General features: G+C 61.1%; 19 protein-coding genes and 2 tRNA genes. 14 read left to right on the forward strand and 7 right to left on the reverse strand.

Annotated features, from left to right (window positions below; all coding sequences use genetic code 11):
• Nucleotides 1–57: 57 nt before the first annotated feature.
• Nucleotides 58–1,959, reverse strand: a complete 1,902-nt coding sequence (locus ACW5XC_RS04545; protein WP_040066126.1) for a transglycosylase SLT domain-containing protein — start codon at nt 1,957–1,959, stop codon at nt 58–60.
• A gap of 99 nt (nt 1,960–2,058) precedes the next feature.
• Nucleotides 2,059–4,563 (reverse strand): putative bifunctional diguanylate cyclase/phosphodiesterase, encoded by a 2,505-nt coding sequence (locus ACW5XC_RS04550; RefSeq protein WP_042052703.1) that lies wholly within the window; start codon nt 4,561–4,563, stop codon nt 2,059–2,061.
• Between the two features lie 368 nt (nt 4,564–4,931).
• Between ACW5XC_RS04550 and hpf the strand changes: the two genes are divergently transcribed.
• Nucleotides 4,932–5,270, forward strand: coding sequence for a ribosome hibernation-promoting factor, HPF/YfiA family (gene hpf, locus ACW5XC_RS04555; RefSeq protein WP_005334257.1), 339 nt, complete (start codon nt 4,932–4,934; stop codon nt 5,268–5,270).
• 111 nt (nt 5,271–5,381) lie between these two features.
• Here the strand turns inward: hpf and ACW5XC_RS04560 are convergent, their stop codons facing one another.
• Nucleotides 5,382–5,891 (reverse strand): VC2046/SO_2500 family protein, encoded by a 510-nt coding sequence (locus ACW5XC_RS04560; RefSeq protein WP_042052724.1) that lies wholly within the window; start codon nt 5,889–5,891, stop codon nt 5,382–5,384.
• 124 nt (nt 5,892–6,015) lie between these two features.
• Between ACW5XC_RS04560 and ACW5XC_RS04565 the strand changes: the two genes are divergently transcribed.
• A tRNA-Tyr gene (locus ACW5XC_RS04565) sits at nt 6,016–6,100 on the forward strand.
• A gap of 44 nt (nt 6,101–6,144) precedes the next feature.
• Nucleotides 6,145–6,229 (forward strand) — tRNA-Tyr (locus ACW5XC_RS04570).
• Nucleotides 6,230–6,405: 176 nt separating this feature from the next.
• Here the strand turns inward: ACW5XC_RS04570 and tamB are convergent.
• Nucleotides 6,406–10,206 carry an autotransporter assembly complex protein TamB gene (tamB, locus tag ACW5XC_RS04575; protein WP_042052701.1) on the reverse strand — a complete coding sequence of 1,267 codons (3,801 nt, stop codon included), beginning with the start codon at nt 10,204–10,206 and terminating at the stop codon, nt 6,406–6,408.
• A 61-nt stretch (nt 10,207–10,267) separates the two neighbouring features.
• Nucleotides 10,268–12,043 (reverse strand): autotransporter assembly complex protein TamA, encoded by a 1,776-nt coding sequence (tamA, locus tag ACW5XC_RS04580; protein ID WP_005334265.1) that lies wholly within the window; start codon nt 12,041–12,043, stop codon nt 10,268–10,270.
• A gap of 514 nt (nt 12,044–12,557) precedes the next feature.
• Here tamA and ACW5XC_RS04585 point away from each other — a divergent pair.
• The 10 genes from ACW5XC_RS04585 to mltB all read left to right on the forward strand — a co-directional run bounded on the left by ACW5XC_RS04585 (nt 12,558) and on the right by mltB (nt 22,401).
• Entirely contained in the window at nt 12,558–12,932 is a 375-nt protein-coding gene (locus tag ACW5XC_RS04585; protein WP_042052698.1) for a hypothetical protein, read from the forward strand.
• Between the two features lie 133 nt (nt 12,933–13,065).
• Nucleotides 13,066–13,344 (forward strand): peptidylprolyl isomerase, encoded by a 279-nt coding sequence (locus ACW5XC_RS04590; RefSeq protein WP_040066119.1) that lies wholly within the window; start codon nt 13,066–13,068, stop codon nt 13,342–13,344.
• 179 nt (nt 13,345–13,523) lie between these two features.
• On the forward strand, nt 13,524–14,198 hold the full coding sequence (locus ACW5XC_RS04595) for a DUF1499 domain-containing protein (RefSeq protein WP_042052697.1): 675 nt from the start codon (nt 13,524–13,526) through the stop codon (nt 14,196–14,198).
• Between the two features lie 25 nt (nt 14,199–14,223).
• Nucleotides 14,224–14,805: a carboxymuconolactone decarboxylase family protein gene (locus ACW5XC_RS04600; RefSeq protein ID WP_042052696.1), complete on the forward strand. Its 582-nt coding sequence runs from the start codon at nt 14,224–14,226 to the stop codon at nt 14,803–14,805.
• A complete protein-coding gene (locus ACW5XC_RS04605; RefSeq protein ID WP_042052693.1) occupies nt 14,805–16,958 on the forward strand; it encodes an FAD-dependent oxidoreductase in 2,154 nt (717 codons plus the stop codon). Before ACW5XC_RS04600 ends, ACW5XC_RS04605 begins: the two co-directional genes overlap by 1 nt.
• 17 nt (nt 16,959–16,975) lie before the next feature.
• The gene (locus ACW5XC_RS04610; protein WP_042052692.1) at nt 16,976–18,172 is read left to right on the forward strand and encodes an ABC transporter substrate-binding protein; all 1,197 of its coding nucleotides are present in this window, start codon (nt 16,976–16,978) and stop codon (nt 18,170–18,172) included.
• Between the two features lie 77 nt (nt 18,173–18,249).
• Nucleotides 18,250–19,881 (forward strand): ABC transporter permease family protein, encoded by a 1,632-nt coding sequence (locus tag ACW5XC_RS04615; RefSeq protein WP_042052691.1) that lies wholly within the window; start codon nt 18,250–18,252, stop codon nt 19,879–19,881.
• A gap of 23 nt (nt 19,882–19,904) precedes the next feature.
• A complete protein-coding gene (locus tag ACW5XC_RS04620) occupies nt 19,905–20,555 on the forward strand; it encodes an ATP-binding cassette domain-containing protein (protein ID WP_074042682.1) in 651 nt (216 codons plus the stop codon).
• Between the two features lie 16 nt (nt 20,556–20,571).
• A complete protein-coding gene (locus ACW5XC_RS04625) occupies nt 20,572–21,213 on the forward strand; it encodes a CDP-alcohol phosphatidyltransferase family protein (RefSeq protein ID WP_074042681.1) in 642 nt (213 codons plus the stop codon).
• Nucleotides 21,214–21,318: 105 nt separating this feature from the next.
• Complete coding sequence (gene mltB / locus ACW5XC_RS04630; protein WP_042055587.1) at nt 21,319–22,401, forward strand: lytic murein transglycosylase B; 1,083 nt, start codon at nt 21,319–21,321, stop codon at nt 22,399–22,401.
• Nucleotides 22,402–22,503: 102 nt separating this feature from the next.
• On the opposite strand, the gene pgm is transcribed toward mltB, so the two are convergent.
• Together pgm and seqA are read right to left on the reverse strand one after the other, a co-directional pair.
• A complete protein-coding gene (gene pgm / locus ACW5XC_RS04635) occupies nt 22,504–24,153 on the reverse strand; it encodes a phosphoglucomutase (alpha-D-glucose-1,6-bisphosphate-dependent) (protein ID WP_042055537.1) in 1,650 nt (549 codons plus the stop codon).
• A gap of 58 nt (nt 24,154–24,211) precedes the next feature.
• Nucleotides 24,212–24,721 carry a replication initiation negative regulator SeqA gene (seqA, locus tag ACW5XC_RS04640; RefSeq protein WP_042055540.1) on the reverse strand — a complete coding sequence of 170 codons (510 nt, stop codon included), beginning with the start codon at nt 24,719–24,721 and terminating at the stop codon, nt 24,212–24,214.
• Between the two features lie 292 nt (nt 24,722–25,013).
• Between seqA and ACW5XC_RS04645 the strand changes: the two genes are divergently transcribed.
• The gene (locus tag ACW5XC_RS04645; protein ID WP_042055588.1) at nt 25,014–25,778 is read left to right on the forward strand and encodes an alpha/beta fold hydrolase; all 765 of its coding nucleotides are present in this window, start codon (nt 25,014–25,016) and stop codon (nt 25,776–25,778) included.
• Nucleotides 25,779–25,806 lie beyond the last annotated feature (28 nt).

Genomic DNA, 25,806 nt, shown 5'->3' on the forward strand with positions numbered 1-25,806 from the left:
CGATGATACCCGGCTGCAGGGAAATTTGAAAACAGGGGCCGGCTGGCGGCCCCCGACTCAATAGGCGTGATTGAGCTCCCGCTCCGACATGAAGCGCAGCGGCTGCTGCAGCTTGTGCTGATAGATGAGATCGAACGACAACACGTTTTGCACGTAGTTGCGGGTCTCCTTGTAGGGGATGCTCTCGACCCACACGTCCATCGGCTTGTTGTCACTCTGCTCTCGCCAGCGTTTTACCCGTCCCGGCCCGGCGTTGTAGGCGGCCGCCGCCAGGATCCGGTTGCCGTCATAGACATCCAGCAAGCGCTTGAGATAGGCGCTCCCCAGACGAATATTCATCGTCGGATCAAACAGTTGCTGCTCGTTGCGATAGGGCACCCCCAGCTTGCCGGCAGTCTCTTTGGCAGTAGCAGGCATCAGCTGCATCAGACCGCGCGCCCCCACCGGCGACTGGGCCAGCGGATAGAGGGCACTCTCCTGACGGGAGATGGCATAGAGCAAACTGGTGTTCATGGTGCGCTCTTGCGCCATCTGGGAGAAGGTGCGTTTGAGCGGCAGCGGGAAGCGCAGGTCGAGGGCATCCCACGCTTCGGCGCGAATGCTGGCGAGAATGGCCAGCTCGTGCCAGCCCTGATTGAGGGCGATATGACCAAACTCGATGCGCTGGGCCACCGGATTGCGATCCATGTTGTGGATCCACTCCGAGCGGGCCGCCGCAATCTCGTTCATCGACAGCAGCTCACGCACCCGCAACAGGAAGGGCCAGCGCTGACTGGCCGTGCGCCAGTCCGGAACATGCTTGACGCTCTGGTTCTTGATGCGATAGGGCACACCGGTGCGCTGGGCGGCCATAAAGCCGTAGAAACCACGCAGGTTGGCAGTCTCCAGATAGAGATCCCGCGCCGGTTTTTGCTGCCCCTGCACCTCAAGGGAGCGCGCCATCCAGTAGCGCCAGCGATCCTCTTTCTGACGGGCCATCGGCATCATCTTCACCCAGCCGGAGAGGCCACGCCAATCCTGCTCCCAGATGGCCAGTCGCGCCCGCAGCTCGGTAATGTCGGGATCCGCCAGCTTTTTCACCGTGCTGTCGACCCAGCTGCGCTGGGCTATGGAGCGATCCAGCAGCAGGCGGCGGGCAATCGCACGCTCTACCGGTTTCACCTCGGCCTGGGTCAGGCCGAAACGGCTGCGAAACAGCGCAAGCTGACGCAGCACCGACTCCGGCTCCTGATTGGCATAGCGGGTCAAACCGAGGGAGAGCAGCTTGCGGGAATAGGGGTTGCTGCTGAAATAGGCCGGGTTCATCGCCTTGGCGGGCTGCTCGAACAGGGTCACCATCTGATCGCCATAGCTTTGCAAGCCGCTACCCAGGGTTGCGCCAAGGTGGCGGATCAGATTGGGGTTTTCCGCCTCGAACGCCAGCGTCATCCGCTGCCAGATCTTCTCCTGGGTTCGCTGACCGGATGCCTGCCACAGCTGGAACAGCGGGGAGCAGGCATCGGGGCGAGATTGACCGCTCATCCAGATCTTGCCCGCCCCCTGCAACGCCTCTTTCGGCTTGCCGGTGTAATAGAGCGCCTGATAGTGCATGCAGAGCAGATCGGTGGAGCTCGGCTTGGCCGGATAGAAGCGCAGGAACTGCGACCACTGCTGGCTCTGGGCCAGATAGGTCAGATAGCTGCGCTCCAGCCTGTTGGACTGGGGGGTATCTCCATGCTGGCGGATAAAGCGGGTCACATCGTTGTAATCGGCTGCCCCCGGACGAAAGGCGAGCTGATAGTAATCGAGGTAAGGGAGCAGGGGGTAATGGGTCAAACGGGCACGAATTTGCTGGAAACGGGCCTGATCATTGGCCCGTACGGCGTCATACGCCTGACGGTAGAGCGTCTGGTCGGCAGTCTGCGCCATCAGGGTCGGCACAAACAGCGCCGACAAAACAATTCCCCATACAGCTTTCACTGAACATCTCCATTGAAGGCAATACACCGCCCGGTGGCGGTGGGTCTACTGCCTCTCATTCTACCCGTTGCCGAGCAGCGCTACAGCGGGGAGCAGGGACTATTTTTCTGACTCGCTCAGTTGCATTTCACGCAGTTGCTCCGGTCTGGTCAGCCGCTGTACATATTTCTCCAGATAGGGCACCGGCAGCGGCTTGGAGGCGAGATAGCCCTGATAGAAACTGCACCCCTGCGCCTTGAGAAACTCCAGTTGCTGACGGGATTCCACCCCTTCCGCCGTGACGTTAAAGCCCATATGTCGCGCCATGGCGATCACCGCCTCGACGATGGCCATGTTGTCGCCATCTTTCGGGATGTCCTGAATGAAGGAGCGGTCGATCTTGAGCTCATCGGCAGGCAGCCGCTTGAGGTAGCTCAGGGAGGAGTAACCGGCGCCAAAATCGTCGATGGCAAAGCTGATGCCGAGCTCCTTGAGCTCGGTCATCTTGCTGATGGTGTCCTCGGCATGGCCCAGCACCACGGATTCGGTGATCTCCAGATTGAGGCATGCCGGATCCATGCCGGTTTGTGCCAACACATCGTGGATCCGCTCGACAAAATCGGTGGCATGGAACTGTTTGGCACTGACGTTGACCGAGATCTGCGGAATATGGATGCCGTTCTCCTCCCACAGCACATACTGGGCGCACGCCTCGTGCAGCACCCAGTTGCCGATATCGACAATCAGATCGGTCTCCTCGGCAATGGGAATAAATTCTGCCGGCGAGACCAGCGAGCGACCGGCCGGCTGCCAGCGAATGAGCGCCTCGACACCAATGATATCGCCGCCATCGACCATATGCTGGGGCTGATAGTAGAGGGTCAGCTCTTGCTGGCTGAGGGCGTTGCGCAATTCGTTGTGAATGAGCAGACGGCGATCCGCCTGCTGCTGCATCGAGGCATCGAAGAAGCGACGGGTCTTGCGGCCAGCGGACTTGGCCTGATACATGGCGGTATCCGCCTGCTTGAGCAGATCATCGACCCCCTGCTCCCGATCCGGAAACAGGGTAATGCCGACACTGGCGCCGATGTGCAGCACTTGCCCCACATAGGTATAAGGAGCGGCAATCTCGGTGATGAGCCGCTCGGCAATGATATCTGCCTGCATCTCCGCCTGGGGCGGGCTGGCCGAGAGCGATGGCAGCAGCAACACAAACTCGTCACCGCCGAGGCGGGCCAGGCAATCTCCTTGCCGCACCAACCGTTTGAGACGGGCGGCGACCTCCTCGAGCAGCCAGTCACCGGTGGCGTGGCCGAGGGAGTCGTTGATGGTCTTGAAGTGATCGAGATCGATAAAGAGCAGGGCGCCAATCAGACCGTCGCGGGTCGCCTCGTTGAAGGTCTGCACCAGAGTCTCGTGGAGCTGACGGCGATTGGGCAATCCGGTCAGCTCGTCGTAATAAGCGAGATCCTGAATACGTCGCTCAGCCGCCTTGCGCTCGGAGATATCCTCGAAGCAGATGACAAAGTGGCTGATCACCCCTTTTTCATCCTGCACCGGCGTCACTATCTCCCACTGGGGGTAGGTGTGACCATCGGCATGACGACGCAGAGTTTCTCCCTGCCAGCGGTTGAGAGGGTTGAGCTCGTAGCCCAGCCCTCCAAGATTGGGCCAGAGATCCTCTTCCAGCTGCAGACCCAGTACGGAGTGGCTGTCAAAACCGGTGATCTGGCTGAAGGCGTTGTTGACCCGCAAGATCTTGAACCCCGGATCCGTGATGATGATCCCTTCGTGGGTCTCGAATGCAACGGCAGAGAGGCGCATCTGGGCATCGGATTGCAGTCGCTCCAGCTCGGCTACCATCCGTACCGAGAAGGTATTGAGCACCGAGGTGAGGTTGCTGGTATCTGCCGGGGCCGAATAGAGCAGCGCCAGATGGCCCAGAAGTTGGCTTCTGGCATCAAATAGCGGCTGACCATAATAAGTCTGCCCGGCCGCCAGCCAGGGTTGATACTCCTGCGACTCGTCAATCACCTCGAAACAGATGGCCCCTTGCTTGTAGAGCTCCTGACAGGGGGAGCCCGCCAGCGGGTAGTCTTTAAGCGTCAGCCCGTCGGCAGCCAGCACTTTGACCCGGTCGGCACCGCACAACTCCCCCACCCAGACCGCATCCACCTTGAGGATATGGGCCAGCTGACTGACCAGGGTATTGAAGAAATCGAGCCCGGTGCGGGCAGAGAGCGCCTGCGCCAACTGGGTTAGCAGGGTGGTTTGCAGCAACGGCAAAGAGAGGTTGAGAGAGGAGACCGCACTGTTGGCGGTATCAAGAGGGGTCAGCCAGCCACAGCAGATCTGCTGGGTGGGCACAAACTGGCCGCTCCAGAGCACATGGTTGAGCTGCCCCCGATCATCTTTCAGATGACCGATGAACTGTTCAGGCAGATGTGATTCATGAAGCCGGACAAGAAAATCGGCAAAGCCTGCCTCATCTTCCGGTAACAGGCGAGCGGCCCAGGGATGATTGCCCTCCCCTTGCCACTGCTGGTAGGCCCCCTGATCAGAGAGACTCCACTGATCATGTTGCCGATCGAAAAACCACATGACTTGCGTGGCCTGCTGCTTCATTTACCACTCCAACACAACAACCAACCACGTTTGATGTCCAATCAGGCATAGCAACGCCCCCTGCATCCGCTCATCAGATCAGAGGTTGCGAGGGAAGAGTACAAACATGCGATATCAAGCAGTGGAAACCGGACATGAGGTCGACACGAAGTGCTGCCAAGAAGGGACAGAAACGATCCTATTCCCGTCATACTGCCTGCCAGTTTCATGGAGCTCAAGCTGTTTTTGGCACGAAACCGGAAAAGATCACAATTTATAAGTTGCTGAATAGCCAAGGGAAGGTTATGTGACATGAATCACATTTCAATCTTTACCAATGAGTAATCTGAAGGTGAAGACACAAGCAAGACGACCCGAAGGGGGCCAATATGAAAATCGAAATTACCAGCAAAATCATCGACATCACCCCGGCTATCCGCGAGCGCATCGAATCCCGTTTTGAAAAGCTCGAACGTCTTCAGGTGCCTCTCATCACACCCCATGTGATTGTTTCCAAAGAGCGTCTGATGTTCACTGTCGAAGCCAGTGCTGGCATCCCCAACGGCAAACTGTTTGCCCAGGCAGAGCATGAGGATCTCTACGCCGCCATCAACGAACTGGGGCAAAAACTGGAGCGCCAACTCAACCGTCACACCGAAAAGCCGATTGCCCGTCGTGCCAACGCCGCGCTCAAAGAGCAGCCGCAACCGGATGAAGCTGACGCTTGATAGCATGCCGCAAGGCTAAAAATTCTAAAGAGCATAAAGGCGGGGTTACCCGCCTTTTTGTTGCCTGTGATTTGCCGACAAGCATCGCGTTACACCAGTGAACAGGCGCCATCAACTGAGCCAGTGCAACCGGGTATCCACCCCCTCTTGCAAACGATCGAGGATCGGCAGCAATACCAGCGGATCCTCCTGGCGTGGCATATCGGCCAGCTTTCCTTGCAACCGCTCCCGCGCCAGCGGTGACAGGTTGTCGTAGACAGCCTCATCGAGCAGTGGCTGTTTGACCGCCAGCGGCGGTGTTTGCAGCGCCAGCCAGAGCCGCACATCCACCATGCTTCCCCCCTGCTGCAGCCGCTCATTGATGACACTGCAGTCACTCCCAGCCCCTTCAGCCACCAGCACCTCTGCCGGTCTCAGGTCAAAGTGCAGACGCCAGTCACGGCTCTGGGAAGTGGCCGCCGGTTTGGCATCAAACCAGGGCTGCTCCTCCACCGCGTCGGTCAGCAGGGCCAGATGCAACCGGAAATCCGCCCGATCGCCATGTTGCAGGTCACGGTTGAGGCGCTGCCCCAACTGGCCCTCATCGACGAGCAGGTGATTACGGATTGAACTGGGCAGCATGAGATAACTCTCGAAAATGGCGATTTCACTGGTTATCGGCCACAAATCCAATTCTTTTAATGGAAAAATCCTGCTTGGGGGTTCACAAAACCGGAAGATCTGTTAGTATGCGCCTCGCACTTGTGGAGGGGTTCCCGAGCGGCCAAAGGGATCAGACTGTAAATCTGACGGCTCTGCCTTCGAAGGTTCGAATCCTTCTCCCTCCACCATTTCCCTGATTGCAATAGCTGAATACAATTTGCTTTGCCCCTGTGGAGGGGTTCCCGAGCGGCCAAAGGGATCAGACTGTAAATCTGACGGCTCTGCCTTCGAAGGTTCGAATCCTTCTCCCTCCACCATCATTCAGAAAACCCGGCCTAGTGCCGGGTTTTCGCATTTTTGGCCCATCGCAATTCATTCTCCCTCTGCACTGCCAACCTTTATCACGGCTTGCCCGCGGCCGATCGAGCAATACAAAACGGGAGGCCTGCGCCTCCCGTTTAGATTCATATCAGCCCTGTTACGGGATGAAGCGTTACAGAGTAAAGCGATAGAAGATATCGACCGCCTGAGCCACCCCGCTCATCGCCTGCAGATAGAGCCGTGGCAATACCTCGTAGCGCAGCTTGAACTCGGCGATGGGGCTGAAGACCCCGACCCCGTACTGGAACTGCAGGCCCGGCAGCAGATATGCAGACAGAGTCACCTGGGTGTTGTCACCACTGCCCGCCGTATCGAGGGAGACATCGCTCATCCCCAGCGACTCGCCGATGCTCGACACCACGCCGTTGGCCTGACTCACCGCGCCGGCTACCAGCAGGCCGTTGAAACCGCCATCCTCACCGCCGGTCTGCAACCCTTTGCCGCGCAGCAGATAGGAGAGCTGTTCCGACTGCGCCATCTGCGGTTCGGAGTAGACAGTGATCTCCGGCTTGCTGGCAGGGCCAGTCACCCGCACCCCGACCGTCACCTGACCCTCGATGGTATCGGGATCCCGGTTGGCCTCGATGTTGAGGAAGGGCCGATCCAGCGGACCGGAGAAGAGGATCCGCCCCTCCTTGATGATGAGGTTCTGACCATAGGCCTTGAAGCGGCCATTGGTCAGCACCAGCTGGCCGTTGCCTGCCAGCGGTTTCTCGGGATCCTGACGGATATTGAGGCCACCGGAGACATCGGTCTTCAACCCCATGGCATCGAGCTTCACATCGTTGCCAAGGCGGATCGCCACCTTCATCGCCAGCGGCAGACTTGCCTGCTTGGGAGCCGGGGGCAGATCGTCATAGACCACGGTCACATCATCGGAGACCGCAACCGCCGAATCCGGCAAGCTCTTGACCAGAATGCGCGCCCAGGGAATATCCACCTGACCGGTAATCCGGGTCTCCTCCCCCAGCGACACCGCGATATCGGGAGAGACTCTGACCCGGCCCATGCCCGGATATTGCGCCTCCAGATCCTTGCCCTGAATGGTGAGGCTGCCGCTGACCGGCATCTTGGCCCAGCTGAGCCAGCCGCCCAACGCCAGCGGCCCCTTGCCCACCAGCATGGAGCCATCGAGCTCGGCGCGGTTGCCTTCGATCTTGAGGCGGGTCACCAGCTTGGTCAGGGTCACCATGTCGGAGTGAGTCTGCACTTCACCGTCACGCAGGTTGAGCTGGCCAAACAGCAGGGGCGCCGCCAGGGTGCCGTCGAAGCGGGCATCGGCGGAGATGATCCCTTGCAGGGAGCGCACCTCAGGGATGAGCGGCGCAAAGGTATTGAGCTTGAGATCGTCAAACTTGAGCTGACCACCTAGCAAACCGCGACCGGCAGGCTCCTTGATCAGCAGATCGGTATCGATATTGCCGATCTGCTTGGAGGCAAAATCGAGGCGAATGGCCGCCTGCTGCCGCTCGAAATCCAGGGCTAGGGCCAGCTGCTGATAATCAGTCTTGAGACCATCAGCCACAAAAGTGCCCGGCGTGGTGCGCACCACCGCATGCAGGGTCGGCTGATTGCCACGCCAGCTGGCGCGGCCATCGGCGGAGAGCATCGCCTGCCAGCGGAAGTTGTCCGGCAACCAGGGGCGCAGCCGCTTGAGATCAAACTCGCTCAGGGCAAACTCCAGAGTCCCCTGGGCAGCGGAAACCTGACTCCCCTTGACGCAGAGGCTGGCCCCCTGGGAGCCGAGGCAGAGATCCCCCATCGCCAGACGCTGACGCGGCAGATCGAGATCCAGTGCCCACGGGGAGCTCAAGTCCCAACGGCGCAGCGGGGTTTTCAGCCGCAACTCGGAGAGCGCCCCGCGCCAGTGATCCCCCCGCACGCCGCCACCCAGTTTGAGGTTGGCCGCAACAGGGTCACCCTTCATGGTCAGGGTCAACAGATGTTGACTGATATCGCCGCTGAGGTTCAGGGCAAGCTGGCTGAGCTTGGTTTCGCCCTGTTTCAACTGCGCCACCAACAACGCGAGATCACCGGCCGGTTTGGCGCCGATCGCCGCATTGCCCTTGAGGCTAATACCCTTCATGTCGGTGCCGGCATAGTAGAGCCGCTCGGAGGCGAGATCCGCATCGATTTTTGGCGTCTGCTGATTGCCACTGACCTTCACCTGTCCCTTGATATCCCCTTTCAGGCCGGGATAGATGCCCCCCAGCTGGGGAGCCAGCAGGTTGGCATCGAGCTTCCACTGGGCGCTGCTGATACTGCCCTTGGCCTGCAACTGGTTAGGGCCACTTTGCAGCGAGAGCGCCGGGATCAGCCACTCCATCTTGTCGTTGCCGCTAAGCTCCCCCTTGAGGGCCAGCGGGTACTGGTTGAGTTTGCCATCCACCTTGAGCTTGGGCAGTTTCAGCTCCCAGTGGCCCGCTTCGTTCATCACGAAACGGCTCTCCAGCTCACCGGCCAGCGTCCCTTTCAGCTCAGGCAACAGCTCGGCCGGATTGATCCCCTTGAACAGGGTGGTCCCCTGCCACTCGATCCCCTTGTTCCAGGCGAGTTTGCCATCGAGTTTGAGCTCCCCCTTGAGGGCGTTGAGCTGCAAGGCGATCTTGCTGAGCCGCTCCAGATCCCCCTTCCCGTCCAGCGCAAGCTTGAAGGGGGGGACATCGGTCCCCTTGCCGGAGGTATTGAGGGCAAACTGGTAGCCGGAGAGCTTGCCCTTGGCAGTCAGGCTCCCTTTATCCAGCAGATAGCTCGGCTCATCTTTGGCAGGCTTGTGAAGAGGCCAACCGAGGCTCTTCCAGTCGAGGGTCAAATCAAAAGGGAGATCCGGGTCGAGGGCGGCCAGAGAACCCTTGAGATTGGCTGCAATCGGCCCCTTGGCCGACAACGCCAGCCCCAGCTTGCCAACCGAACCGTTCAGCGCCAGCGTGGCCTGCTCACCCTGCAGCTCGCCATCCAGCAGCCCCTTGCGGGCCTTGGCATCCAGGGTCACCGCCAGCGGGTAGTCGTCACTGAGCTGGATATGGCCCTTAAGCGCCAGATCGGCCATGGCGTGGCGCAGCGAGAGCTCGCGCACCTCGATGCGATCGTCGGCAGCAGTGGCCGACAGCAGCAGCTTGTCGAGCCCTTCGATCAACTCGCCCTGCTTATATTGCACCCGGGTCGCGCTGACCCCTTCCAGCTGGATGGGGAAAGGAAGATGAATGGCGGGCAGGACAATGGGGGCTGCCTTTACCGTGTTCGCAGCTGGCGCCCCTTTGCCCTGTTTGGCTATCTCGGCGCTGGCCTTGTCGGTACGAGCAACCGCAGCACCGGCTTGCTTCTCGTTAGCAGTCGGCTGCTTGGCGGATTTGGCTGCGCTGGCGGGTGCCGCGTCATCCAGCGTCACTGTCAGGTTATCGAGCACCGGGCCGCGTACAATCAGCCCCTTGCGGTTGAGGGTGGCGCCGATATCGAGGGACCCCAGGGTCACGGCCACGCCGGGCACCGCCAGATCGAGATCAGCCACCTTGAGGCTATCGACCTGGATCTTGAGTGGCAGCGGGTGCCAGACAAAGGGTTCGGAAGGCTCTTCCGGCGCAGGCTCGGAGTCGGCTACCTTGACCACCGGATGGGTCACCACCAGGGATTTTATCCAGAGCTTGCCCTGCAGCAACTTGCCGAGATCCCAGTCGAGCACGGCGCGATCCACAGTGACATCCACCAGCTCATCCTGCCAACCCGCCCCTTCCAGAGTCCAGCCATAGCCAAGCTGGCCCGCCACCAGCTCCCCCTTGAGGGAGGGCAGCGCCCCTTTGGCCTGTTGCCACAGCCACTTGTTGCCCTGATGGGTAAAGCCCAGCAGGCTGACACCGATGAGCAGCAGGAACACCAGCCCCATCAGCCAGAGAAAAATGCGTTTTAGCCAGATCACAATGCAGACCCCCGCGCAAGATACAGCCGCAGCGGCCAAAGAAAAAAGCGTTTAGACAACATCATAATTCAGGCCCCAATGCGAAATGCAGCCGCAAGGGCTTGTCCTCCTCCGATACCCCGACCGCCAGATCCAGCCTGACCTGACCGATAGGGGTGACCCAGCGCACACCAACGCCGGTACCTATTTTCCAAGGCTCGCTGTAATCGGTGGTGGAGGTGCCGCCATCCACAAACATGGCCCCCAGCCACTTCTCGCTGAAGCGGTAGTTGTATTCCAGACTGGCCACGCTGGTGTAGCGGCCACCGGTCAGCTTGCCATCCGGCCCGGTGGGGGAGATGCTCTCATAACCAAAGCCGCGCACTGTCTGATCGCCACCGGTAAAGAAGCGCAAGGACGGCGGCACCAGCGAGAAGCTGTCACCTATAATGGCCCCCTGCTCGGCCCGCATCAGGAATCTGTGGTTATCGCCAAGAGTTCGCAGCCACTTGCTGCGTCCCCACACCCGCATAAAGCTGATGTCGGAGCCCCATCTGGGATCGGAGAACTCCAGCGTCAGCTGCTGGCGATCCCCCCAATCGGGCACCAGAGTGCCGCGCACCCGCAGTCGGGACCAGGAGACCCCGGGGATCAGCAGCAAGCTGTTCCCCTCGTCGGCGCCCTGGGTATAGATCTCGTTCTCCAGCCGGATAAAGACGTCCCGATCCCAGCTCTCCGGCCGTCGCGTCCAGCGGTGCACACCGATGGTAGTGAGATCGGAGCGGGTATCGTTGTTGTCCTTGTACTGGTAGCCGGTCTGGATGGAGTAGTAGTCCCGCAGCGGGTTACCCACCGGGATCTGGTAGTCGAAGCTGAGCTCTGCCTCCGGCGCCGACACCTTGGCGGTGGCAAACAGACGGTGGCCATAGCGGTTGACCCAGGGCTTCTCCCAGGTGGCACTCATCCGCGGCCCTACGTCGGTGGCGTAACCGATACCTGTCTCGATTTCGTGATCGACCCGGTTATCCAGCGTCACCGCGATGGGTACCCGATAGTTGCTCGCCTCGCTCAATACCGGCTTGATATCGACCTGACGGAACAGCTTGGTGGAGGAGACATCCTGCGACATCTCGGCCAGACGGATGGCGAGATAGGGATCGCCGCTCTTGATGTTGATAAGCGGGCGAATAAGGTGAAGCGCTTCGGGAGTGGCATCGTAGCGGATCTCGCCAAAACGGTAGCGATGGCCCGATTCGAACAGAATAAAGATCTCCGCCGTCCCCTTGTCCGGGAACACCTTGACCTGACTCTTGCTCAGCTTGGCATCAAAGTAACCACGGGCCAGCCCGAGGCTGCCCAGATCCGCCTTGATGGATTCATATTTGGCGTGATTGAGGGGCTCCCCCTCTTTGAGGGGCAACTTGTCCAGCAGGGCGCTGTAAAGCTCGTCGCTGCCCGCATCCCCCTCCAGCAGAATATCGAGGCGGGAGACGATGACCGGCTCCCCCTTGTCCACCTCAATCACCACTTTGGACGGGGTTTTCTTGTCGCGACTCAGGGTGATTTTCGGCTGGTAGTAGCCATAAACCTGCAGCGCCTTTTGCACGCTCTCGGTAATTTTTGCACGGGCCGGGCGGTATTGCCGCTCCTGATAGACCGGCAGGGCATTGAGGTAGGCTTCAACGTTATCCTTGTTCTCCCCTTTCAACCCCTTGACCTGATAGGTGAGCTTGGCGGCAAACGCGGGCGAAGCCAGCAGCGACAGCAACAGGCCCACACCCAGTACCCGCAGGCCGCGGCGAAACGCAGGGCCGGACAGTGAACGCCCTGCCAGCAGGGATGAAATGCATCCTGTCAAAGGTCAATATTCCTGAATCTGTGGTGAAGGAAACCAGCGCCCTTTCGGGCCAACCCCGAATGCGGCGCAGCACGCCATGCCGTGCATGGCCGTGACACAAAAATGCGCGCCAGAAAAATGGCGAACCTTATCCTAACATAGGCATCGGCCAGCGACAGCGCGGCGCCATTGGCAAATTCACCATATCTTTTAAGAGGTTGACCACAAATCACACATTTTGCTGACAATGACGACGCCCGCTTTCCCGATGGAAGCGAATTGACCTGCCCTGAACAAGGTTCACTTCGTCGTCAGGCACCATTTGTCGCCTCTCCCCCTCTCATTACCACCAGAAACCCACCACGACAGAGTTTGTCGGCATCACCCCACCATCACCGTTTAACAGTCCCGGCACACCCTAAAGCCCGCCGTAGCGGGTGATTAAGAATTGCTCGTTCAGCGCAATCGAATTATCCCGCTGCCTTTGCAAGCGCCCCTCCCTCACACTTGAACCATCAACTGAAGGAGACACATCATGCATGCACGTAGCGAACAGATGGCTGACTATATTGCCGATCGTCTCGAGTTCATCACCTTCCTCGCCTGTTGCAGCGCCCTGCTGGCCCTGCTGACCGGCATGAGTGGCCAGCAGGCGCTGGCCTTTACCGCCCTGAACCTGCCGTTTGGCCTCGGCATTTTGCTGGCGATGGCGCTGCTGGCCCCCCTGCCCGTCCACTTGCGGCTGCCGGGCATCACCTTGCTGCTGGCAGGTTGCGCCCTGATGACCCTGCAACTGGGGGGTGAATGGCTCAATCCGCTGGCCATCTGGAGCCTCTACGCCCTGCTCGGGCTGGAGATCATCTGGCAAGCGCGCCCCCGCGCCATGCTGGCCACCCGCGCTCGCCAATAACAGGGCTGACGAGCGCCGGTAAATGGCGGGCTGTGATGGCTGACGCCGGTGGCAAATTGGGGTACTCTTGCGCCCCGATTTGCTACCACCCTTGGCGTTAACAACCTTCGCCATCACTCCCAGGAGCGCCCCGATGAAAAAAGCCTGTGCCCAGCACATTCTGGTCAAGACCGAAAAACAGTGTCTGGAGATCAAGGAGAAGATCGAGAAAGGAGCCGACTTCGGCCAGATGGCCAAGCGCTTCTCTACCTGTCCCTCAGGCAAGCGTTTTGGCGATTTGGGAGAATTTTCCAAGGGAGATATGGTGAAAGCATTTGACGATGCCGTCTTCAAGGGTGAACTGCTCAAGGTGCTGGGGCCGGTGCGCACCAAGTTCGGCTTTCATCTGATCAAAGTGCTCTATCGCAACTAAGTCATCGCAACTGACCATCTTCTCGGTGAAGCTCACCTCAGGCGGGCTTCACCGACCTCTGCATCTCCCTCGCAAAACTGACCAAAACCACGCCAAACTCTCATCAATTTACTAACGTTATCAGGTAATTAAGTTTATCCTTCTCGGCATTGTCCACATTCGACGATGGATCCCGTGCTATGCCCCGCTCTTGCTTGTGGCCCCTGCTGGCCTGGTTACTCCCGCTCGCTGGCGCCCTCGGCAGCCGCTTTCATCTCTGGCCCTGGTGGATCGGTTTTGCGATCTGTCTCGTCGGAGCCCTTGTCTCCCTGATCTTGCTGGTGCGCCTGCCCTGGAGCCGCAACCGCTTCGCCAGCGGCCTTGGCGTCTTGCCACTGCTGCTGCCGCTGACATTTGTGGCACAGGCGCTGCGCATGCCGCTGATCAACGATGTGAGCACAGATCCCTACAATCCCCCCCAGCTACGCTGGGCGGCAGAGCTCAGAACAGCGCAGGAGCTGCCAATTAATAACGCCCCGCTGAAAGCATTTGAAAGAAATCCCGGTCCTCTCTTTACCCATACCGCCCCCGAAGAGGTGGTCATCGAGGCTGAGGAGCTGATGCAGGAGCTGGGCTGGCAGGTACGACCCAGCCCGGATGGCCTGGATGCAGTGGTCACCACCGGCTGGTTCGGCTTTCAGGATGATGTGGCGCTGCGGGTCTTTGCCGGCCCCAAAGAGACTCGCATCGATATGCGATCAGCCTCCCGTCAGGGACAAAGCGATCTGGGCACCAACCGGGAGCGGATCGAGGATTTCCTGACCCGCCTGAACGAGCGGTTGGGCCAAGCCTACAAACCCAATTTGAAACCGTAAGTGTGAAACAACAAGAAGGTAACTGATGCGCGTTGAGGTCAAACCCGACCGGGAATATGCCTGGTTTATCCGCCCCTTTTTCTGGCTGCAAAAGCGCAACTATGGTCAGGTGCTTATTCCGGGCAAGTGCTGGGGCCGTTCGCCGCGCCTCTTTGCCGCCGTCGCCACCCTCTATGGCGTCATCAACCGCAAGCGCTCCCCCATCGATCCCGTGCTGCGCTCGCTGGTGACGGTGCGGGTCTCCCAGCTCAACTGGTGTCGTTTTTGCGTCGACATCAACGCCATGACCCTGGTAAAGAGAGCAGGTTCAAGCGAGAAGGTGGAGGCGCTAGCCAAGTGGCGCGAAAGCCCCTTGTTCGACGAGCGGGAGAAAGCAGTGCTCGACTACACCGAAGCGATGACTGGCCTCGATGGGGTGAGCGATGAACAGGCAGCCCGCCTCAAGCCCTGGTTCGATGACGATGCCATGGTGGAACTGACCGGCCTTATCGCCTTCCAGAACATGTCGGCCAAGTTCAACGCCGCCCTCGATATCGCGCCGCAGGGCTTCTGCCAGCTGCCGGTGCAGCCGGAACGCCCCGCCAAGCCCGACAGCAAGGACGCCTGATGAACCGGACCCGCCTGCTGCTTGCACTGGTGATGGGGGGCCTTATCGGCGCCTTTTTTGCCCTCGATCTCGGCCGTTACCTCACTCTGGACGCCTTGCAGGCCCAGCAGGCGGCAGTGGCGCAATGGGTCGACAGCCACTTTGTCTCGGCCAGCCTGCTGTTCGTGCTTATCTATGTGCTGAGCACAGCCCTCTCCCTGCCCGGCGCCAGCTTGCTCACCCTGGGTGGCAGCGCTGTGTTCGGCGTCGCCTGGGGGCTGCTGCTGGTCTCCTTCGCCAGCACCCTAGGCGCAACCCTGGCCTTTCTCAGCGCCCGTTTTCTGCTGCGCGACTGGGTCACCGCCCGCTTTGGCGACAAGCTGGCCACCTTTCAGTCCGGCATGGCGAAGGAGGGGGCCTTCTATCTGCTGAGCCTGCGCCTCATCCCCATCTTTCCCTTCTTTCTGGTCAATCTACTGATGGGGCTCACCCCCATCAGAGTCAGCACCTACTACTGGGTCAGCCAGCTTGGCATGCTGCCTGGCACCTTCGTCTATGTGCTGGCGGGCAGCGAGCTTGGCCAGTTAACCAGCACCGGAAATATCCTCTCCCCCGGCCTGATGGTCGCGTTGACCCTGCTGGGGCTGATGCCCTGGCTGGTCAAAAAATTGACCACACACCTCGCCCAACGGCGCCTGCTCGTCCCTTACCGTAAACCCGCTCGCTATGACTACAACCTGCTGGTGATCGGTGCCGGTGCCGGTGGGCTGGTTACCAGCTATATCGCGGCAGCGGTGAAGGCCAAGGTGGCGCTCATCGAGAAGCACAAGATGGGGGGCGATTGCCTCAACAGCGGCTGCGTCCCCTCCAAGGCGCTGATCCGCAGCGCCCGCTTTGCCGCAGAGCAGCGTAAAGCCGACGAGCTGGGCTTTAGCCCAAGCCACTCCCGCGCCGATTTTGCCGCCGTGATGGAGCGGGTGGCTGAGGTTATCAAGGAGGTCGAGCCACACGACTCCATCGAACGCTATCAGGGGCTTGGAGTGGAATGCATCGAAGGGGAGGCGCGGCTGGTCTCCCCCTGGGAGGTAGAAGTGAACGGCCAGCGCCTTGCCAGCCGCCATATCGTTATCGCCACCGGCGCCCGGCCGCTGGTGCCCAAGCTGCCGGGGCTGGATCAGGTGCCTTACCTCACCTCGGATAGCCTCTGGCAGCTGCGCACCCCGCCGCGCCGCCTGCTGGTGCTGGGCGGTGGCCCCATCGGCTGCGAGCTGGCCCAGAGCTTCGCCCTGCTCGGCATTCCCGTGACCTTGGTGGAACTCTCGGAGCAACTGCTACCCCGCGAAGAGAGAGAGGTAGCCGACGCGCTGGCCGGGCAGATGAGCCGCGATGGCGTGCAGCTACTCACCGGCTGGTGCGCCGAACGAGCCGACTATCTGCCCGCAGCCGAGGGGGATCTCCCCATCCGGCTGCAACTGCGCCGAGGCGATGAGACACAAGTGGTGGAAGGGGATCAACTGCTGCTGGCACTGGGTCGGGTCGCCAACGTCAGCGGCTTCGGGCTCGAAGCGTTGGGGGTCGAGCTTGCCCCCCGCGGCACCCTAGCGGTCGATGGCTTTCTTGCCACTAACTTCCCCAGCATACTGGCGGTGGGAGACGTAGCGGGCCCTTACCAGTTCACCCACTTTGCCGCCCATCAGGCCTGGTATGCGGCAGTAAATGCCCTGTTTGGCCAGTTCAAGCGCTTTCAGGCCGACTATCGGGTCATTCCGGCGGCCACCTACACCACGCCGGAGATTGCCCGGGTCGGGCTCAATCGCAAGGAAGCCGAAGCGCAGAGGATCCCCTTCGAGGCGACCCGCTTTGAGCTGGCTGAGCTGGACAGAGCCATCGCCGATGGGGAGCGCCACGGTTTTGTCGAGGTGCTGACCGTGCCGGGCAAGGATACTATCCTTGGCGCCACCATAGTGGGCACTCACGCCGGTGAACGGATCGCCGAGTTCGTGCTCGCCATGCGTCACCGCCTCGGCCTTGGCAAGATCCTCGGCACCATTCACGCCTATCCCACCCTGATGGAGGGGAACAAATATGTGGCAGGTGAATGGAAACGGGCCCACCAGCCCACCCGGGTGCTGGCGTTGCTGGCCCGTTATCACCGCTGGCGCCGTGGCGCCTGACAATCAGGGAAACATTTATGCTCAAGTCATTCTCACAACTCAACTCACAGCTCAAACAGCGGCTAAACGCCCTGCTGTGCGCCCTGCCCCTGCTGGCCAGCGGCCCGCTGTTAGCCACTCCTGATGACAACTGGCAACGGACCCTTGAGGAGGCGAAGGGACAGACCGTCTACTTCAACGCCTGGGGCGGCAGCCCGGAGATCAACGCCTATCTGGTGTGGGCCGGGCAGGAGCTGGCGCGCGACTATCAGGTCAAACTGGTGCAGGTGAAGGTGGATGACATTGCCCAGAGCGTCAGCCAGTTGCTGGCCAACAAGCAGGCGGGCAAGCAAGCTGGCGGCCCCATCGATCTGCTCTGGGTCAACGGCGAGAACTTCAAGGCGCTCAAGGAGCAGGGGCTGCTCGGCGCTCCCTTTACCGCCGAGCTACCCAACATGGCGCTGGTAGACAGCACCCTGCCGGTGAGTGAGGACTTCACCCTGCCGGTGGAAGGGCTGGAAGCCCCCTGGGGCATCGGCCAGCTCAATCTGATGGTCGACACCGAAGAGGTCGCCAGAGCGCCCACCTCGGCAGCAGCCCTGCTGGCGTGGGCCAAGGCCCATCCCGGTCGCTTCACCTACCCCAAGCCGCCCCAGTTCCATGGCTCCAGCTTTCTCAAGCAGATCCTGCTGGAGTTGACGCCAGACCCCGCCCCCCTCTATCGGGAGGCGACCGATACCGAGTTTACCCAACTCACCGCCCCGCTCTGGGCCTGGCTCGATGAGCTGCATCCGGCACTCTGGCGCAAGGGCAAACTGTTCCCCACCAGCGCCGCCGAAACCCGCCAGTTACTCGATGATGGCGAACTGGCCATGGCCATCAGCTTCAATCCGCAGGAGGCGCAGAGCGCCGCCCAGATTGGCGCCCTGCCCCCCAGCGTGGAAGCGGTAGCCATGGAGAAAGGGGCGCTCACCAACAGCCATTTTCTCGCCATCCCCTTTAACGCCAGTGCCCGTGCGGGTGCCAAGGTGGTGGCCAACTTCCTGCTGAGCCCGGCGGCGCAGGCGCGCAAGGCCAATCCGGCCTTCTGGGGTGATCCCAGCGTGCTGCGGGCCGATGCCCTGCCTGACCCCGCCAAGGGGCAACCGGCACTGCGCTTCAAAGCGGTGGCCGAGCCTCACCCCAACTGGCAGCTCAAGCTGGAAGCGGCCTGGGCCGAGCGTTACGGTCACTGATGAGTGCCGCTGGTCACCCGCTTTCCCGCTCCCGACCGTGGCGCCAGTTGACACGCCACCCCACTATGAGTACGGGGATGGCGGTCATTTATCTGGCACTCTTCGTCATCCCATTGCTGGCGGGGCTGTGGCAACTGCTGGCGGAGGGGATGGCCGCCTCTCATCTCGCCTTGCTGCTGGCCCAGCCAGGCCTGTGGCACTCCGCTGCGCTGAGCCTGTGGATTGGCGCCGCCTCGACCCTTGGCAGCCTGCTGTTGACCTCCTTGCTGCTGGCCCACAGCGACAGCCGGGCTTTCGGGCTGCTCCGCCGCCTGCTCTCGCCCATGCTGGCCATGCCCCACGTCGCCTTTGCCATCGGTTTTGCCTTTTTGCTCGCCCCCTCCGGTTGGCTGCTGCGGCTCATCTCGCCAGCTCTGACGGGGTTTGATCTCCCCCCCGATTGGCAGACCATCCGCGACCCTTGGGGGCTCGGGCTGATTGCACTGCTCGTTTTCAAGGAGACCCCCTTTTTGCTGCTGATGGCGATGGCCGCACAACAGCCCATCTTGCTGGCACGCCAGCAGTGGCTGGGGGCAAGCCTCGGTTTCAGTGCCCCCCAGATCTGGTGGCGCCTGCTGCTGCCCGCCCTCTGGCCTGCCCTGCGCCTGCCCATCTATGCGGTGGCAGCCTATGGAGTGGCGGTGGTGGATCTCGCCCAGCTGCTCGGGCCCGATGCCCCCGCCCCGCTGGCGGTGCGGTTGTGGCTCTGGTATCAGGACCCGGACCTGCTCTGGCGCGGCGCCACCGCCAGCGGCGCCCTGCTGCTGCTCGCCATCACGGCGCTGCTGATCGCCCTGCTCAGATTACTGGAGTGGCTTCATAAAGAGGTGGGCAAAGGCTGCTGGCTCAATGGCAAACGGGCGGCGCCCCACTTCTTTGCCAACCGGCTCGCAGCAGGCTTTGCATTGACCCTGATCACCCTCAATCTGGTGGTGCTGGCGGCCCTGCTACTCTGGTCACTGGCGCGCCGATGGCCCTTTCCCGCCCTCTGGCCCAGCCAATGGAGCGGTCACTACTGGCTGGATCTGCTGCCAACCCTGCTGCCGCTGCTGACAACCAGCGCGCTGCTGGCGCTGGCGAGCGGCTTGCTGGCACTGGGAATGGCGGTGTGCAGTCTGGAGGCACAAGCCGGCCGCCGCCCCTGGCCGCTCTGGCTTATCTGCCTGCCGCTGTTGCTGCCACAGGCGAGCCTGCTGTTTGGTATACGGCTCGGGGTGGACTGGCTTGCACATGACTCGATAAGCAGCATTGGCTGGGGCTGGGTGCTCTGGAGCCAGCTGCTGTTTGTCTTTCCCTATGTCTATTTGTGCCTGCACGGCCCCTATCGCCAGTTCGATCCGCGGATCACCCAGAGCGCCCTGCTGCTGGGGGCAACGCCATGGCGAGCCTGGTGGCAAGTGAAAGCGCCGCTGCTGGCGCGCCCGCTGCTGTTTGCCTTTGCGGTGGGGGCTGCGGTGAGCCTGGCCCAATACCTGCCGACCCTGCTCTTTGGCGCAGGCCGGGTCGCCACCATCACCACCGAAGCGGTGGCCATCGGCAGCGGCCTCAACCGGCGACTGGCGGGGCTATACGGTCTGCTGCAACTGCTGCTGCCGCTCGTTATCTATCTGCTGGCGCTCTGGCTGCCGGCGCGGATCAATCCGGCGCTCAAGGGGGGCGGCTCACGATGAACTCTCATGATGGAAACAGCCATATGCTGAGCACCACGCCTCTTCGGCTTTACCTTGATGAAAATCTGCTGCTCTCGCTGCCCGCCCTGCAAGTGGCCCCCGGCGAGGTATTGACCCTGATGGGGCCAAGCGGCTGCGGTAAAAGCTCCCTGCTGGCGGGGCTGGCCGGGGTACTGCCCGGCGCGCAGACAGATAGCGGCCCGATCCGGCTTGAGGGGGAGGTAAGGCTCGGCGAGCGGCCACTCAACACCTTGCCTGCGCAAGCGCGGCGCATCGGCATGCTGTTTCAGGATGACCTGCTGTTCGACCATCTGACGGTGGCGGAGAACCTGATGTTCGGTATGCCTGCGACCATCAAGGGAAAATACGCTCGGCGGGAAAAGGCACTGACAGCGTTAACGCAGGTCGCGCTGGTGGATCAGGCTGACAAGCTGCCGCAGCTGCTGTCAGGGGGTCAGCGAGCGCGGGTCAGTCTGCTGCGGGCACTGTTGGCCGAACCCGACACCCTGCTGCTGGACGAGCCCTTCTCCCGCCTCGACAAGCCGCTGCGGGCCGCCTTTCGCGAACTGGTGTTCGCCCAGATCAAGGCGCTGGCCATCCCCGCCATCCTGGTGACCCACGATGCGGAAGACGCGCCGGGCACCATACTCAACCTCACCGAATGCCACTGTTAACCGAGGAGTGTTCACCTTGTTTGATCGCCATCTGATCCCCGTGATCCGCAGCCCTCTCACCCAGCTTGCCAAACCGCTCTGCCGTGCCGGGATCAGTGCCAATCAGGTGAGCCTCACCGGCTTTGCCATCGGCATGCTGGCGCTGCCGCTGCTGGCCTTTGGCTGTTATTCATGGGCGCTTGTGGCCATCCTGCTCAACCGGCTGCTGGACGGGCTCGATGGCGCCGTGGCGCGGGAAACCGGCATCACCGACTGCGGCGGCTTTCTCGACATCACCCTCGACTTTATTTTCTACGCCGCCGTGGTGCTGGGCTTTGCCCTCGCCGCCCCCGCCAATGCGCTGCCCGCCGCCACCCTGCTATTTGCCTTTATGGGTACCGGCTCGAGCTTCCTGGCGTTTGCCATCATGGCGGGCAAGCGGGGCATCGACAATCCGGTCTACCACCACAAGTCTCTCTACTATCTGGGCGGTCTCACCGAGGGGAGCGAGACCATCGCCCTGTTCGTGCTGATGTGCCTGTGGCCCGCCGCCTTCGCCCCGCTCGCCTACGGCTTTGCCCTGCTCTGCGCCATCACCACCCTGACCCGGCTCTGGAGCGGTTACCACACCCTGCGTCCCCCCCAGCGCGAAACAGCACAGCACTCACAGAAGGGCTAATCCATCGCACGATGAATTGGCGGCAAACAAGGCGCACGGAACACTTGCACGGGGATGACAATGTTTTACCATTGCGACACTTTTATCAGTCTCTTTGAGAACCCTATGCGTCGCCTTGCCTCTCTTCTCACTCTGTCGTTATTCCCCCTGCTCGGTGGCTGCAGCAGCGCCCCAGCGCCAAAGCCCGTGGTCGTCCCCCAGCCCAAGAGCGCCTTTATCAATCAGGCGCCATCGAGCAAACCCGTTTATACACAAGGGGTTAGCAAGGGGGACTTCGCCAATCGCCCCAACGTGGACCGGTTCGTCCAGAAGATGGTCGAGAAGCACGGTTTTGACAACGCCCAGCTGCATCAGGTGCTGGCACAGGCAGAGCGTTACGACTGGATCATCCGCCTGATGGATGCCCAGGCGCCGACCACCGCCAAGCCCACCGGCCCGACCGGTGCCTGGAACCGCTATCGCGCCAAGTTCATCACCCCCGACAACGTACAAAACGGCGTCAACTTCTGGCGTGAATACGCAAGCGAGCTGAACCGGGCGGAGCAGGTCTACGGGGTGCCGCCGGAGATCATCGTCGGCATTATCGGGGTGGAGACCCGCTGGGGCCGGGTGATGGGCAAGACCCGCATTCTGGATGCGCTGGCCACCCTGGCATTTGATTATCCGCGCCGCGCCGAATTCTTCACGAGCGAATTGGAAGCCTTCCTGGTGATGACCCGCGACGAGGGGATGGATCCCACCGAACCAAAGGGCTCCTATGCAGGCGCCATGGGCTATGGCCAGTTTATGCCCTCCAGCTTCCAGCGCTATGCGGTGGACTTTGACGGCAACGGCCACACCAACCTGTGGGATCCGGTGGATGCCATCGGCAGCGTCGCCAACTACTTCAAGGCCCATGGCTGGGAGAAAGGGCAACCGGTGGCGGTGCGTGGTCAGGGCCAACTGCCCGGCTATGAGCATGGCTTCCAGACCCGCTACCCGGTCGCCACCCTGCGCCGCGCAGGGCTGACCCCCACCAGCAGCCTGGGCAACCACAGCGAGTCGAGCCTGCTGCGCCTCGATGTGGGCACCGGCTACCAATACTGGTACGGTCTGCCCAACTTCTACACCATCACCCGCTATAACCACAGCACCCACTACGCCATGGCGGTATGGCAGTTGGGGCTGGCGGTGAAGGCGGCGCGCTGACAACTCGCTGGCATAAAACAGACAATGAAAAAGGAGCCATCATGGCTCCTTTTTTATATCCAACGTTCAACCCCATCAGGGGCTCAAGGATGACTACCTGATTTAGACGCCTGCCTTGGCCAGCGCAGCAGAGACGATCTGCTGGGCCTCCTGCTGGATGAGGTCGAGGTGCGTGTCGCCCTTGAAGCTCTCCATGTAGATCTTGTAGATAGACTCGGTGCCGGAGGGGCGCGCCGCGAACCAGCCGTTCTCGGTCACCACCTTGAGGCCGCCGATGGCGGCATCGTTGCCCGGCGCCTTGGTCAGCTTGGCGATGATGGGCTCACCGGCAAGCGTTGAGGCTTCTACCAGTGCAGGATCCAGCTTGGAGAGCACCGCTTTCTGGGCGCTGTTGGCCGGGGCGTCGATACGGCGATAGCTGGAGCGGCCAAACTTGGCTTCCAGTGCGTCGTAGTGAGCCTGCGGATCCTTGCCGGTCACCGCCAGAATTTCCGCCGCCAGCAGCGCCAGAATGAAGCCATCCTTGTCGGTGGTCCAAACGGTGCCATCTTTGCGCAGGAAGGAGGCGCCCGCACTCTCTTCGCCGCCAAAACCGAACTCGCCGCTGTAGAGGCCATCCACGAACCACTTGAAGCCGACCGGCACCTCTTTGAGGGTACGGCCAATCTCGCCGGCCACCCGGTCGATCATGGACGAGGAGACCAGCGTCTTGCCGACGGCCGCATCAGCAGCCCAGCCGGTGCGATGGGTAAACAGATACTGGATTGCCACCGCCAGATAGTGGTTCGGGTTCATCAGGCCAGACTTGGTAACGATACCGTGACGGTCGTAGTCAGGGTCGTTGCCAAGGGCGATGTCGAACTTGTCTTTGAGGGCAATCAGGCTCGCCATGGCGAACGGGCTGGAGCAGTCCATCCGGATCTTGCCATCTTTATCCAGGGTCATGAAGGAGAAGGTCGGGTCGACCTTGTAGTTCACCACTTCGATGTTCAGGCCATAGGTCTTGGCGATAACGTCCCAGTAGGCAACGCCGGAGCCACCCAGCGGATCGACACCGATCTTGATGCCCGCGTTCTTGATGGCATCCATGTCCAGCACGTTCTTCAGATCATCCACATAAGGGGTGACATAGTCGTGCTCGACCACGAACGGGCTCTTGAGCGCCTCGGCGAACGGCATCCGTTTCACGCCAGCCAGACCCGCTTCCAGAATAGCGTTGGCACGGTCTTCCACCCACTTGGTGATCTCCCCTTCAGCGGGGCCACCATGGGGCGGGTTGTACTTGAAGCCACCATCTTCCGGCGGGTTGTGAGACGGAGTGATCACCACGCCGTCGGCACGCGCGGCAGGCTTGCCCGCGTTATGGCGCAGGATGGCGTGAGAGATGACCGGGGTCGGGGTAAAGCCGAGGCCAGCCTGAATGCGGGTTTCAACACCGTTGGCGGCCAGCACTTCGACGGCGCTGGCAAAGGCGGATTCGGACAGGGCGTGGGTATCCATGCCGACAAACAGCGGGCCAGTGATACCGGCCTGCTGGCGATACTCCACCAGGGCCTGGGTCACCGCCAGAATATGGGATTCGGTAAAGGCGCTGTGCAAGGCACTGCCACGGTGGCCGGAGGTACCGAAGGCCACCCGCTGCTCGGGGCGGCTCATGTCCGGCTTGTTAAGGTAGTAGGCGCTGACCAGACGGGGAATATTGGTCAGGTCGCTTAAACGGGCCGGCTGACCGGCGTGGGAATGCTGAGCCATGGCGTTTTCCTTGCGTAATGGCGGCCTTGCCGGGCAAGGCCTGAGTCTTGAAGAATCGTTAAATTGCGCCACACACCTGCGCGATCACCTCTTCGCCATAGCCCATGCTGGCCATCAGCTGGGCCACCATGTTCTGCTTGCGGCTGGTGTTGGTGTTGGTGATCACCCAGAACGGGGTCTCCGGTACCGGCTTGGGCTTGGTGGTGCTGCCACTGGCACGCAGAGCCTCGGGATCCTGCGAGAAATAGACGCGCTTGCGCCCCTTGATTTCGGTGGCCTGGGTAAAGCCTTCCGGGTTATCCCGGTAGAGGGTACTCAGCACCTGCATAAAGCGGTTGATGGACTTCTCTTCTTTTTGCAGCTCACCGGAATCGAGCAGGGCTTGCAGCCCTTGTTGGGTGGCTACCGTACTGGGCTGCGCGACGGCAACGGGCTCGGCAACCGGCACACCTTGGTGAGCAGGCTGTTCCAGCAGACGGCGCAGGATATCGGAGGCACTTTCACCAATGTGCCGGGTCTGGCTGGCGATATAGAAGTAGAGATCGTCATCAAGCTCGATGGTTTTCATATGGATGCGCTGGACTCGTCGAAATTCGGATGCGGCGATTATACATAGGCAAACCCGACAGCCCAAGCAAGGGGCTGGCAGATGTACATGAATCTCATCGAGAATACGGCATAATAGCGGGCCAAGTGTGTGATCAGCCGCACTGATAGCCGATCCAGACGGGATTTTTTAGAAAAAAAACCACATAAAATCCCAATCCATTGGACGAAATCCTTTTCTTTCCAGTGCGTTAAATAAAACAGCGATACGCACCCACGACCGACAAGGTGTCATTTTGCAACAAAACAGCATATTGAACTTCAAGGAGCAGGGTCAGGGCCCGGCCGTTATTCTGATCCACGGCCTGTTTGGCAGCCTCGATAACCTCGGCCTGCTGGCCCGTGCCCTCTGCGAACAGTACCGGGTCATCAGCGTCGATCTGCGCAACCACGGCGCCTCCTTTCATAGCAGCGAAATGAGCTATCCGGCCCAGGCAGCCGATATCCTGGCCCTGATGGATCGGCTGGAGATTGCCGAAGCGACCCTGATTGGCCACTCGATGGGTGGCAAGGTGGCGATGCAGGTCACCAAGCTGGCGCCAGCGCGGGTAAGCCGTCTGGTCGTCGCCGACATGGCGCCGGTCGCCTATCCCCACTCCCGCCACCAGAATGTGTTCGCCGGACTCAACGCCACTCTGGCGGCACAGCCCCAGAGCCGCAGCGATGCAGAGCGCATTCTGGCCGAACATATCGAGATCGCCGGAGTGCGCCAGTTTCTGCTCAAATCCTTCGCCAGAGGCGAGCATGGCTGGGGTTGGCGCTTCAATGTGCCTGCTCTTGAGGAGAACTACGCCAACATCATGGGCTGGCCAGCGGATGAGCATCGCTTCGAGGGGCCAGTGCTCTTTATCAAGGGGGGGGATTCCGATTACATGCAGCCCCAATACAGCGAGACGGCACTGGCCCAATTCCCGGCGGCAAAGGTGCGTGTCATCGCGGGTACCGGCCACTGGTTGCACGCGGAAAAACCGGCTCTGTTCAACAAATTGGTTGTGGATTTCCTGTCGACAGGCGGTTAACAGTTTCAAATCCTTTGTGATATAGTGC

Source organism: Aeromonas sp. 25-AL00135, from assembly GCF_054052385.1.